Origin of the sequence: Demequina lignilytica, assembly GCF_030418375.1 — a bacterium.
Lineage (GTDB): Bacteria > Actinomycetota > Actinomycetes > Actinomycetales > Demequinaceae > Demequina > Demequina lignilytica.
Genome location: NZ_JAUHPZ010000010.1, coordinates 1 through 12,445, shown reverse-complemented (window position 1 = coordinate 12,445; position 12,445 = coordinate 1). Strand labels below are relative to the sequence as shown.

11 protein-coding genes are annotated in these 12,445 nt (G+C 73.0%); 10 read left to right on the top strand and 1 reads right to left on the bottom strand.

From position 1 onward, the window contains the following. Nucleotides 1-139 precede the first annotated feature (139 nt). From QQX13_RS11720 to QQX13_RS11680, 9 genes are all read left to right on the top strand, one after another. On the top strand, nucleotides 140-1,837 hold the full coding sequence (locus QQX13_RS11720; protein WP_301118321.1) for a sensor domain-containing diguanylate cyclase: 1,698 nt from the start codon (nucleotides 140-142) through the stop codon (nucleotides 1,835-1,837). A 29-nt stretch (nucleotides 1,838-1,866) separates the two neighbouring features. Further along, on the top strand, nucleotides 1,867-2,346 hold the full coding sequence (locus tag QQX13_RS11715) for a hypothetical protein (RefSeq protein ID WP_301118320.1): 480 nt from the start codon (nucleotides 1,867-1,869) through the stop codon (nucleotides 2,344-2,346). A gap of 105 nt (nucleotides 2,347-2,451) precedes the next feature. Continuing rightward, entirely contained in the window at nucleotides 2,452-3,963 is a 1,512-nt protein-coding gene (locus tag QQX13_RS11710) for a GGDEF domain-containing protein (protein ID WP_301118319.1), read from the top strand. 238 nt (nucleotides 3,964-4,201) lie between these two features. Next, entirely contained in the window at nucleotides 4,202-5,290 is a 1,089-nt protein-coding gene (gene pheS, locus QQX13_RS11705) for a phenylalanine--tRNA ligase subunit alpha (protein ID WP_301118318.1), read from the top strand. After that, a complete protein-coding gene (pheT, locus tag QQX13_RS11700; RefSeq protein ID WP_301118317.1) occupies nucleotides 5,290-7,875 on the top strand; it encodes a phenylalanine--tRNA ligase subunit beta in 2,586 nt (861 codons plus the stop codon). Before pheS ends, pheT begins: the two co-directional genes overlap by 1 nt. A 106-nt stretch (nucleotides 7,876-7,981) precedes the next feature. Then, nucleotides 7,982-8,713, top strand: a complete 732-nt coding sequence (locus QQX13_RS11695) for a hypothetical protein (protein ID WP_301118316.1) — start codon at nucleotides 7,982-7,984, stop codon at nucleotides 8,711-8,713. 51 nt (nucleotides 8,714-8,764) lie between these two features. After that, nucleotides 8,765-9,343 (top strand): HAD domain-containing protein, encoded by a 579-nt coding sequence (locus QQX13_RS11690; RefSeq protein ID WP_301118315.1) that lies wholly within the window; start codon nucleotides 8,765-8,767, stop codon nucleotides 9,341-9,343. After that, nucleotides 9,340-9,654 carry a Dabb family protein gene (locus QQX13_RS11685; RefSeq protein WP_301118314.1) on the top strand — a complete coding sequence of 105 codons (315 nt, stop codon included), beginning with the start codon at nucleotides 9,340-9,342 and terminating at the stop codon, nucleotides 9,652-9,654. Before QQX13_RS11690 ends, QQX13_RS11685 begins: the two co-directional genes overlap by 4 nt. 35 nt (nucleotides 9,655-9,689) lie before the next feature. Then, nucleotides 9,690-10,202, top strand: a complete 513-nt coding sequence (locus QQX13_RS11680; protein WP_301118313.1) for a hypothetical protein — start codon at nucleotides 9,690-9,692, stop codon at nucleotides 10,200-10,202. Between the two features lie 12 nt (nucleotides 10,203-10,214). Here the strand turns inward: QQX13_RS11680 and QQX13_RS11675 are convergent, their stop codons facing one another. Beyond that, on the bottom strand, nucleotides 10,215-10,493 hold the full coding sequence (locus QQX13_RS11675; RefSeq protein ID WP_301118312.1) for a hypothetical protein: 279 nt from the start codon (nucleotides 10,491-10,493) through the stop codon (nucleotides 10,215-10,217). A 272-nt stretch (nucleotides 10,494-10,765) separates the two neighbouring features. On the opposite strand from QQX13_RS11675, the gene QQX13_RS11670 reads away from it, so the two are divergent. Further along, on the top strand, nucleotides 10,766-12,289 hold the full coding sequence (locus QQX13_RS11670) for a DEAD/DEAH box helicase (RefSeq protein ID WP_301118311.1): 1,524 nt from the start codon (nucleotides 10,766-10,768) through the stop codon (nucleotides 12,287-12,289). The last annotated feature ends 156 nt before the right edge of the window (nucleotides 12,290-12,445 follow it).

Below are 12,445 nucleotides of genomic sequence, written 5' to 3'. Positions count from 1 at the left end.
ACCATCCCATCAGCACCCTCTGACATTCCCGACAAACCGGACACGAAGGCCGGGGACAACCCGCGAGGAACCCCCATGTGACCAAGTCCACGCCTCCCGTCGCACCAGGCACGTCCCCGCACGGCCGACAATTGGGTCCATGAGGATCCGGAAGCTCCGCCTGCGCGTCTCGCGCCTGCGCGGCATGCTCGTCGCCGCCGTGGCGGTCGTCGCGATCCTCGTGGTCCAGGCGTTGATCGCCGTCACCGCGGTCGTGGTCGCCGATCGGGGCGCGGAGGCCGCCGCGCGCGACACCTATTCGTACGTCGGCGACCTGATGACGGAGCGCGTGGCGACCGCGCTCGACTCCGCCTCGGACGTGGTGCGCGGCACGGTCTCCGAGCTCGACAGGCGGGGTGTGCCCGACACCGCCGACCTGATCGGCGCGCTCGCGGACCGGCTCGACCGCGAGCCGGGCGTCGGCTCGATCTTCATCGGCTGGCCCTCGGGCGAGGTGCTCGCCGTCGCGACGGCCGACGCCGGCTACACCGTCTACGAGATCACCCCGATCGACGGAGATCCCGGGCGGGCCCACGTGGAGCGGTCCGAGCTCGGCCCCGACCACGCGATCACGGCGATCGACGCGGAGGACGGCGCCTACGACCTCGACACCCGCCCCTGGTACGACGCGGCGGTCGACGGCGCGGGCCTCACGTGGACCGATCCGTACATCTCGGTGCGAACCGGGGAGCTCGTCGTCTCGCCGGTGCAGGCGCTGTCCGGCGATGGCGGCTCGATCCTGGTCGTCGGCGCCGACCTCGACCCGGACTCCCTCGGCGCGCTGCTGGACGACATCCCGATCGGCGAGGACGCCGGCGCCTTCATCCTGACCGGCGACCGCCGGGTGATCGCCGCTCCCGCGGGATCCCGGGACCTGGTCCGCGACGTCCTGTCCGAGACCGGCGAGGTTCCCCTGGCCGGCGAGATCGGGCTTCCCAGCACCGCCCCCACGCCGGGCGGTGACGGCGGCGACGTGTTCGCGACCCGCGACACGGTGGTCACGCTCGAGCGGTCGCTCGATCCCGCGACGGGTCTCGACTGGATCCTCCACCTCGAGACCGACGCGCGCGATCTCGCGCCCGGCCTCGCCAGCTTCCGCACGGCGACCTTCACGATCGCGGCCGTGAGCCTCGCGCTCGTCGCCGTCGCGTCGATCCTCGCCTGGCAGATGTGGCGTCCGGTGAGGACGATGCGGCACCGCGCGAGCACGGACGCGCTCACGGGCCTGGCGAACAGGTACGAGTTCCCGCGGCGGCTCCGCGGCATCGTCGCCTCGGCCAGGACCCAGGGCGACACCGTCATGGTGGTCGCGCTCGACCTCGACGACTTCAAGCGGCTCAACGATGCGGAGGGCCATGACGCTGGCGACGTGGTGCTCGCGGCGGTCGGCGACGCCATGCTCGCCTCCCTGCGTACCCGCGACGTCGCCGCTCGCCTGGGCGGCGACGAGTTCGCCGCGGTGCTCCGGCTCGCGGAGCGGGGGTCCCCGGTCGAGGTCGCCCGCCGGCTCCGCGACGACGTCGAGATCGCCATCCACGAGTCGCTCCGCGCCGCCGGGGTGGTGGGCGTCACCGCGGGCTTCGCCACCACGGCCGAATGTGGCTACGACCCCGATGCGCTCGTGAGCGCGGCCGACGAGGCCCTCGTCACGGGCAAGCGCGCGCACAAGGGCCGCACGTACGCGTTCGGCCACGTCGCGGGCACCACCGGGCAGGTCCCGGTGGTGCGGGTCGACGATGCCGCGGGCGGGGAGGACGGCCGCGCGCCGGCTGGTAGTCTCCCCGGGGACCGGCGCTGAGCGCGGCCCCGGCGAACCGAGGAGGACCGATGGACAACACCCGCGTGCTGGAGATCCCCGGAGCGCGTGGCAAGGTCGAGGTCGTCGGAGTCCTGGGGCTGCTGTACAAGGTGCGCATCGACGGCACCGTCGTGAAGCGCCGCAAGGGCGCGTGGCAGATCCCCATGCGCAACGGGTCGGTCGCGAAGCTCTCCGCCAACGGCGTGATCCCCGGCTTCCAGACGCTGTACCTCGACGGCAAGCCGATCCTCAAGATGGGCGCCCACGTGCCCACCCGCGCGAAGATCACGATGTTCGCGCCGGTGCTGCTGCTGCTCTGGCCCCTCGTCGGCAGCATCCCGGTGGTGGTCCTCTCGATCACCACCATCCTCGCCTTCTTCATGTTCCTCATGAACATCGTGTTCGTGAAGAACCCCACGATCCCCACGGGCCTGCGCGTCGCCATGCCGGCCGTCAACACCGTGGTGATCATCCTCGCGCTGCTGGTGCTGTTCGGCACTCGGTGGTGACGCTGGTCACATCCTCCCAAATCGCACAAAGCCCCTGCTAGGCTCCACCGCAAACGTCGGGGGGCGTACGTTGGGGGACGGAGCAGCGATGGCGGTGGGGAGCTGATGTCGCGCTACACGCTGCGCGGGGCCAGCGATCCCCTCGCGTGGGTCTTCGGGATCGTCCTGGGCGCCCTGGCGCTGATCGGCATGATCTCGATCGTGGTGCGCGCGAGCGTCGACGCGGACTCGCGTCGCGTGTCCGTCGAGGGCGTGGCCCTGGTCGGCGACGCGACGGCGGTCCAGGTGGCCGCCGCGACCCGTCCCGCGGAGACCGCGCTGCGGTCCATGACGGTGCTGCTGGGCTCGACGCCGGACGCGCTGGGCGATGCCGATCGGGTGCTGGAGGCGCTCGCCTCGGCGATGGAGTCGCAGCAGGCGATCACCGGCCTGACGGTGGCGTCGGCCGACGGCACGGCCCACGACCTCGCCCGCGTCGAGGACGGCTACGCATACTCGGTCACCACGTCGGACGGGTCCGTCGCCACCACCTTGCTGGACGCCGCCCTCGAGCCGACGGATGCCCCCGAGGGCCTGCGCCCGCCGCCGCCGGTGAGCGACGTCGTGTGGGAGCAGGCGGACGTCTCGGAACCGGGGGTGCAGTGGGCCGACCCGGTCGTCACCCCTGGCGGTCGCACCACGATCACCGCGGCCATGGTCGTGACGGTCCCGGGGGCGGAGCCCAGCGGTATCGCCGTCGTGCGGCTCGACTCCGCGATGCTCACCAGCATGCTCGCGCAGTCGCCCGCGGCCGGCTACGGCGCGGCGCGCCTGTCCGGGGCCGACGGCACGCTGCTCGCGGGCGATGCCGACATCGCGATGCCCGCGGACGCCGAGACGGTCGAGGTCGAGAACGGGATCGTGCGCGTGGAGGAGTCGCTCGTGTCCTACGAGCGGCCGGTGTCGGACGACATCCCGTGGGTCCTCACCGTCCAGATCGAAAGCGCCGACGTGCTGCCCGCGGTCGCCGCCGTGGATCGCACCATGACGTTCTTCACCATCGCGATCATCGGCATCACGGGCATCCTCGCCCTGGTGCTCTGGGTGCTGCGTCGCCCCGCGGGCGAGATGTCGCTGCGGGCGCGTACCGATGCGCTGACGGGCCTGGCGAACCGGCATCACTTCGACGCGACCGGCGCGACGATGCTCTACACGGCCCGGCGCAAGCGCGCCCGCTCCGTGGTGGCCGTGTTCGACCTCGACCACTTCAAGTCCGTCAACGACGGCGCGGGACACGAGAGCGGCGACGCGGCGCTCGCGGCGGTCGCGGACGGCTTGGTGCGCGGCGCCGGGCCGCGCGACCTGGTGGGTCGCCTCGGCGGCGACGAGTTCGCGGCGGTCCTCCTGCTCGACGACGACGAGGATCCGGCCGTGGCGGTCGAGCGCATGCGCCGCTCCGCCGCCCGGGCGTTGGACGATGCGGTGGGCGCCGAGTTCGACGTGGGCGTCAGCGCGGGCTGGGTCGAGGCGACGGGAGCCGACCATCGTCTCCGCTACTGGATCGTCGCCGCCGACGAGGCGCTGGTCTCCGGGCGCGTGGTCGAGAAGGGCGTCGCCTACGAGAGCCGCCGGCTCTGACGGGCCGGCCGGCGCATCGAGACGGCTGGTACGGTGAGGTCATGACCACGAGTCCGAGCCGCCGCCTGCCGCGCGCCGCCGTGCGTCTGTTTATCTAGGCCCGGGGAGGACCCCCGGGCCTGACCCGCGCTCGCGCCCGCATCGTCCCACCGCCGTGCCACCCGCAGCATCGCCGGCCGGAGAGCCCCGCGCGACCGATAGACTTCCGTAGGTTTTTCCAGGCTGTGAAGGGTCGCTCATGACTGATCTCTCCCCGCTCGACGCCGTCGGCGTCGAGGACGCCGTGCAGGCGGCGCTCGCCGCGTTCGCGCAGGCCGCCACGCTCGACGAGCTCAAGGACGCGCGCATCGCCCACACGGGCGACAAGGCGGCGCTGACGCTCGCGAACCGAGGCATCAAGGACCTCGAGCCCGCCGACAAGGCGGCCGCGGGCAAGGCGATGGGCGCGGCCCGGGCCACGATCGGCCGGGCGCTGGCCGCCCGCACCGAGGAGCTCGAGGCCGAGCGCGACGCGCGCGTGCTGATCGAGGAGGCCGTGGACGTCACGCTTCCCGTGAACCGCGCCTCCGTGGGCGCCCGCCACCCGATCGAGACCATGCAGGACCGCATGTGCGACGTGTTCGTGTCCATGGGCTGGGAGGTCGCCGAGGGACCGGAGATGGAGGCGGAGTGGTTCAACTTCGACGCCCTCAACTTCGACCCCGACCACCCGGCGCGGGAGATGCAGGACACGTTCTTCATCGACCCGCCGGACTCGGGCCTGCTGCTGCGCACCCACACCTCGCCGGTGCAGGTGCGCGCCGCCCTCGAGCGCCGCGAGGCCCTCGAGGAGCACGGCCACGGCATCTACGTCATCTGCCCGGGCAAGACCTTCCGCACCGATGAGCTCGACGCGACCCACACGCCGGTGTTCCACCAGCTCGAGGGGCTCGCGATCGACAAGGGCCTCACCATGGCGCACCTCAAGGGCACGCTCGACCACTTCGTCCAGGCGATGTTCGGCCCCGACGCGGTCACGCGCCTGCGCCCGTCCTTCTTCCCCTTCACCGAGCCCAGCGCGGAGATGGACATGCGCTGCTTCGTGTGCAACGGCGAGGACGCGGCGTGCCGCACCTGCCGGGGCACCGGCTGGATCGAGCTCGGCGGCTGCGGCATGACGCACCCCAACGTCCTCATCGCCGCGGGGATCGACCCCGACAAGTACACGGCCTTCGCGTTCGGCATGGGGATCGAGCGCACCCTGATGTTCCGCCACGGCGTCACCGACATGCGCGACATGGTCGAGGGCGACGTGCGCTTCTCTCAGCAGTTCGGGATGGAGATCTGATGCCCAAGATTCCGCTCACGTGGCTCGCGGAGTCCGTCGACCTGGTGCCCGGGTCCACCCCCGAGGACGTGGTCACCGCCCTCGCCCGGATCGGGCTCGAGGAGGAGGGCATCCACGGCTCCGGCGTCAAGGGCCCGCTCGTGGTCGGCCGCGTCATGTCGCTGGTCAAGGAGGAGCAGTCCAACGGCAAGACCATCAACTACTGCCGCGTCGACGTCGGCGAGCACAACGACCCCGCCGGTCCGGGCCGCAAGCCCGACAACAAGGTGGAGTACCCGTCCTCGCGCGGGATCGTCTGCGGCGCGCACAACTTCGTCGAGGGCGACTGGGTGGTCGTGGTGCTGCCCGGCGCCGAGCTGCCCGGGCCGTTCCCGATCTCGGGGCGCAAGACGTACGGCCACTGGTCGGACGGCATGATCTGCTCCGCGCGCGAGCTCGGGCTCGGCGACGACCACACGGGCATCATCGTGCTCACCGACATGGGCTTCGACGCCGCCGACCTGACCCCCGGCCAGGACGCCATCGCGCTGCTCGGGCTCGACGAGTCGACCATCGAGATCAACGTCACGCCGGACCGCGGCTACTCGTTCTCGATCCGCGGCGTGGCGCGCGAGTACGCCCACGCCACCGGTCAGGCCTTCACCGACCCCGCCGCGCTGCCCGTGTCGGGCGCCGCCGGCGCCGGCTTCGAGGTGCTGATCGAGGACGCCGCGCCCGTGCGCGGGACCGTCGGCTGCGACCGCTTCGTGGCGCGGATCCTGCGCGGCTTCGACCCGACCGCCGCGCCGCCCGCGTGGATGAGGCAGCGGCTCGAGGCCGCCGGCATGCGGTCGATCTCGCTCGCCGTGGACGTCACCAACTACGTCATGCTCGAGCTGGGCCAGCCCCTCCACGCCTACGACCTCGCGAAGGTCACTGCGCCGATCGTGGTGCGCCGCGCATCGTCCGGCGAGAGCATCGTCACGCTCGACGACGCGGAGCGCGCGCTGCACGTCGAGGACCTCCTCATCACCGACTCCGAGGGCGGGCACGGCGCCCGGCCCATCGGCATGGCCGGCGTCATGGGCGGCGCGTCGACGGAGGTCTCCGAGACCACCACCGACATCCTGCTCGAGGCCGCGCACTTCGACCCCATCACCATCGCGCGAACGGCGCGGCGCCACAAGCTCGGCTCGGAGGCGTCCCGCCGGTTCGAGCGTGCCGTCGACACCGCGCTGCCGCCGGTCGCGGTCCAGCGCGCGCTGAACCTCCTGGTCGAGTTCGGCGGGGGAGTCGTCGAGGACGTCTACACGGACGTGGACGACGTTCCGACGATCGCCGAGATCGAGATGGACTGGGACTACCCGGCCCGGATCGTGGGCGTGCCGTACACCGCGGAGCAGGTCATCGACTCGCTCACCGAGGTGGGCTGCGCCGTCGAGCGCGACGGCGAGGTGCTGATCGTCACGCGCCCGACCTGGCGCGCGGATCTCGAGGGTCGGATCAACCTGGTCGAGGAGGTCGCGCGCCTGCAGGGGTACGAGGGCCTGCCGTCGGTGCTGCCGATCGCGCCCCCGGGCCGCGGCTACACGCACTCGCAGCTGGTGCGGAAGTCGGTCGCGCGCTCGCTCGCGGAGGCCGGGCTGACCCAGGTGCTCTCCTACCCCTTCATCTCCGAGAAGCGGCTGGACGACCTGCTGCTGCCGCCGGACGATGCGCGGCGCGACCTGGTGGTGCGCCTCGCCAACCCGCTGAGCGCCGAGCTTCCGCTCATGCGTCCCGGGCTGCTGGCCTCGCTGGTCGACGCCGTCAAGGTGAACCTCGGGCGCGGCGCGCAGGACGTGGCCGTCTACGAGACCGGCCGCGCCTACCTGCAGTCGCGCATCGGCAAGGTGCCCAGCACGTTCTCGGGCGAGGGCATCACGCCCGACGACGTGGAGGCGCTCAACGAGGCTCTGCCGGGCCAGATCCGCCGCGTGGCGGGCATCATGACCGGCAACAAGGTCGCCGCCGGCTGGGACGGTCACGCCACGCCGTGGAAGTGGACCGACGCGATGGCGATGGCCGAGAGGGTCGAGCGCGCCTGCGGCGTGGTCCTCGAGATCACGCCCGACGCGCACGGTGCGATCACCACGGCGCCGTTCCACCCCGGCCGCGTGGCCGTGTACTGGCTGGAGGGCGAGCTCGTGGGCCTGGCCGGCGAGCTGCACCCGAAGGTGTGCGAGAACCTGGGCCTGCCGGCGCGCACGGTCGCGTTCGAGATGCGCCTCGACCCGATGATCGACGAGAGCGAGGGCGTGCTGGTCACGGCCTCGCCCGTGTCCGGCCAGGTGCTGGCCAAAGAGGACTTCGCGTTCGTGGTCGCCTCCGACGTGCCCGCGGGTGCGCTCGTCGACGTGGTCCTCGCCGCGGGCGACGGCCTGGTCGAGGACGCGCGCGTGTTCGACGTCTACACGGGCGAGCAGATCGGCGAGGGCAAGAAGAGCCTCGCCATCAACGTCAAGATGCGCGACGCGGACCACACGCTCTCGGCGGATGAGGTTCTCGAGGTGCGCAACGCGATCATCGCGGCGGCTTCCGAGAAGTTCGGGGCCGTGCTGCGCTGAGACGGCGTCGATCGTCGTGCCGCGGACTCCCGCGGGGCGGCGATCGTCGCCGCGTCGCACCCGTCCGCTACGCTCGCGAGAAGCACGCCGACGAAGGGGGCGGACCGTGAGACGCATCGTCAAGGGGCTCGTCGCGGGCGTCATCGGGGCCTCAGCGGTCCTGGGCGTGTCCGCCTGCGACAGCCTGCCCGACATCGACGTGTCCCGGCTCCCCGACATCTCGCTCCCCGCCCGACCGAGCGAGACGGCGGAGCCGCAACCGACGGAGACCGTGACCGAGGCGCCCGTCGCCCAGCCGACCGAGACAGTCACCGAGGCGCCGGCGCCCTCGGAGACCGCCTCGGCGTCCCCGAGCGCGTCGCCCGCAACGGGCGACGATGTCGACGACGGATCGCTGCCGTGGTGGCTCTGGCTGCTGGCGGGCGCCGCCGCGCTGGTGCTCGTCATCCTGGTGTGGCGCGTGGTGGCCGCGCGCCGGTCGTGGGACCGGCAGCTGGAGCGCGCGCGGGCCGAGGTCTCGTGGTTCGAGGACTCGCTGGTGCCGCAGGTGCTCGCCAAGCCCACCGCGGCCGAGGCGGCGCAGACGTGGCAGGCCGCGCGCCCGCGCGTGCTCGATGCGGACCGCCAGCTGCACGGGCTCATCGAGACGGCGCCGACAGACGACCGCAGGGGCGCCGCTGAGCGTGGCCTGGCCGTCGTGGGCGAGCTGTCCCAGGCGCTCGACGCGGAGGCCGCGACGCGCCCAGGCGACGACGCGGAGACGCTGCGGTCGCGGCGAGCCGCCGTCGACGCGGCACGGGCCCACGCACGCGACTGGGCCGGGGCCCGGCGGACGTAGCCGCCGCTCCGCTCCGGGCGCCGGCGTGCTCCGCGGCGTAGCGTCGGAACCATGGCCGCCGCGGCCCCGCGTGAGGGACCCCCGTCCGTCGCCCTGCTGGTCGACGTGGACGGCGTCATCGCGCCCTACGACCTCCCGGGCACCGAGCGGACGGGGTGGCCCGCATCGTCCTGGCGCACCGCGCCGGTGCTGTTCGGCATGGAGATCACCTGGTCGGGTGCGATGGTCGAGCGCCTGGCCCGGATCGCCGCCCTGCCCGGCGTCGAGCCCGCGTGGTGCACCACCTGGGGGTTCCGTGCCGCCCGCTACCTGGGCCCGGCGATCGGCCTCGGCGAGGACTGGCCGTGCCTCGAGGGTGAGGGCGGGGGAGCGTTCGCCGTCGAGGGCTGGTGGAAGGCCGACCGCGCCCGCGAGGCGCTCGCGACCCACGCCGGCGTGATCTGGATCGACGATCTGATCGACGGGTGGCGAGACGAGCTCGCCGCGACGGGGCAGCCGGCGCCCGAGTTCTGGCCCGGCGGCCGGCTGCTCACCATCTCGCCTCGCCCCGACCGCGGAATCGAGCCCGCGGACCTCGACGAGGCGGCGCTGTTCGTGCACACCGTCATCCCCGGTAGCGTGGCGCCATGACGACCGACGGGCGCATCGTGCACGTGGTCCTGGTCGACTGGCGGGACGGGATGCCCGCCGCGGAGCTCGAGCGTCTGCACACGCAGATCGGGCTGTTCAGGGCCGAGATCCCCGGGATCGCGGAGGTGACCGTCGGCCCGAGCGTGAGTCCCGAGGGGCTCGAGGCCGGCTACGGGTGGGGGCTCGTCGTCGCCTTCGTCGACGCGGCCGCCCGCGATGTCTACCTCGATCACCCCGTCCACGCGGTGGCGGCCGAGATCATCGGCGCGTGGTCGGCGCGCCTGGTAGTCGTCGACCTCGCCGCCCGGTGACGGGGCACCCGGCCGGCGCGGCTACCGTGGAGAGCGTGAGCACCCCGTCCGACCCCGTGCACCCCGAGCTGGTCCTCCACGTCGGCCGCCGCGCGACCCTCGCGCTCCGGGCCGCCTTCCTGGTCGCCATCGCCGTGTTCGGCGTGGTCGCGCTCGCGATCGCGATCGGCAGGCCCAGCGGCGACGGGCAGGGCGGCGCGGGCAACGTGGTGCTTCCCGCCGCCGCGATCGTGTTCGCGCTGCTGGGACTCGCCTTCACGTTGGGCCAGTGGTGGGACGATGCGACCCACCTGCGGCTGGTCGACGGTCGCCTCGAGGTCCGCCACGGCGGGCGCCGGCTCCGCGGCCGCGCGGTGCGCTACTCGCTCGACCACCCCGTGCTCCTCATCGCCGAGGGCCCGCGCGACTCGATCCGGATGTTCATCGAGCAGGATCAGCGGCGCGTGGATCTGGGCAAGGCGGATCAGCTGGGCGCGGACCAGCTCCGCGACCTCGGCTCGTGGCTGCGGTCCCAGGGCGTCCGCTACGAGCAGCGCTCCGACCGCTGACGCCGCGTCCCGTCAGCCGAGCCCGAGCGCCTCGTCCAGGCGCGCCCGCCAGCCCTCGCCCGCCAGCCCGGCCCGGTCCAGCAGGTCCCGCCAGTCGTCGCGGGCGTGCTCCAGCGCATCGTCGAGCATCACGCGGTTGCCGCGCGCCACCAGCAGCACGGCCGCCTGGACACGCTCGGCGTCCACCTCGTGCCCCACGCCCAGCCGCTCGAGCCGGGTCAGGACCTGCGCGGCCGTCGCCCCGAAGTCGTCCTGCGCCCTCTCGATGATGCGCTCGCTCGCCACCGCCATGGCGAGAATCCTCCCATGCCAGGGGACTCTCAGAACCGCCTGCTATCCTTGCCGGGTGCGCCGCCCCAGCGAGCGCATGCGTCGCAGATTGCTTCTCCTTCTCGCCAGCGCCAGTCCCCGAGATTCGCGCGGCTCGTAGAAATCCTCTCTTCGGCGAACGAACGCGGACACCTCCGCGATTCGCCACCATCGCCGGTGCCGCACGCTCATGCGTGCGGTGAAGAACCACGCGCCCTCGCGCGACCGGCGCCCTGCCCCGAAAGGCACCAGACGTGACCCAGACCTTCTCCGAGCTCGGCGTTCCCACGCAGCTCACCACCGTCCTCGAGCGCGACGGCAAGACGTCCGCGTTCCCCATCCAGGAGTCCACGCTTCCCGACTCGCTCGCGGGCCGCGACGTGCTCGGCCGCGGCCGCACCGGCTCCGGCAAGACCCTCGCGTTCTCGCTCCCGGTGGTCGCGCGCCTCATGAACCGCAAGGGTCGCGCCGCGGCCGGCCGCCCCCGCGCGCTCATCCTGTGCCCGACCCGCGAGCTCGCCACCCAGATCGACGCGGTCATCGCGCCGCTCGCGGCGTCCGTGGGCCTCACCACCACCACCATCTTCGGCGGCGTCAACCAGCGCCGCCAGGAGCAGGCGCTCAGCCGCGGCGTCGACATCGTCGTGGCGTGCCCGGGTCGCCTCGAGGACCTGATGAAGCAGCGCATCGTCTCCCTCGACCAGATCGAGCTCACGGTGCTCGACGAGGCGGACCACATGGCCGACCTCGGCTTCCTCCCGGGGGTGACCCGCATCATGACCGCGACCCCGCGTCGCGGCCAGCGCATGCTGTTCTCCGCCACGCTCGACAACGGCGTGAACACCCTGGTGAAGAAGTTCCTCGACCAGCCCGTCACCCACTCGGTCGACTCGGCCGAGAGTCCGGTCGAGGCGATGACGCACCACGTGTTCCACGTCGCGGACGCCGGCGCGAAGCGGGACGTGGTCCACGCGCTCGCCTCCGGCACGGGTCGCCGTGTGCTGTTCATGCGCACCAAGCACCAGGCCAAGAAGATGGCGAAGCAGCTCACGGCCGACGGCATCCCCGCGGTCGACCTGCACGGCAACCTGTCCCAGAACGCCCGCGACCGCAACCTCGCCGCCTTCGCGGCGGGCGAGGCGAAGGTGCTGGTCGCCACCGATGTGGCCGCCCGCGGCGTCCACGTCGACGGCATCGAGCTCGTGGTCCACGTGGATCCGCCGGCCGAGCACAAGGCGTACCTCCACCGCTCGGGCCGCACCGCGCGTGCGGGCTCGGAGGGCGACGTGGTCACCCTGGTCCTGCCCGAGCAGAAGCGCGACACCGCGCAGCTGCTCAGCCGCGCGAAGATCTCGGTGAGGCCCGAGGCGGTCAACGCGTCCTCCTCGCAGGTGGTCGCGCTGATCGGCGAGGTCGCTCCGAAGGTCGCCCCGGCGCCGGTCGCCGACCAGCCGCGTCGCCAGTCCGGCGGCGGCGGTCGCCGCCGCGGCGGCGCGCAGCACCAGAACGACGCCCGCCAGGGCGGCCGCGGTCGCCAGCACCAGAACGATGCGCGTCCCGCCCGCCAGGGTGCCGGCAACGCTCGGTCCAACGACGGCCGTCCGGGTCGTCAGGATGCGGGCTCGCGCCAGGGCCAGGGTGCCGGTCGCTCGGGCGGCAACGGCGGCAGCGGCTCCGGTGCCGGTCGCTCCGGCGGCGCCGCGCGCAACCGCCACGCCGGCGGTCACTCGAGCGCCGCATCGTTCTCCGCCGGTGGGGGCCGCCGCCGCGGTCGCTGACCCGACCGCGCGCCTGCGCCCCAGCAGTGCACGAGGGTACGGAATCGATCGATTCCGTACCCTCGTGCACTCTCCGGACACGGCTCGGGTCAGGACCCGTCGCCCGCGGTCCGCGCCCGCAGGTATGCGGCGAGCTCGGCGCGTGTGAGGAAGCCG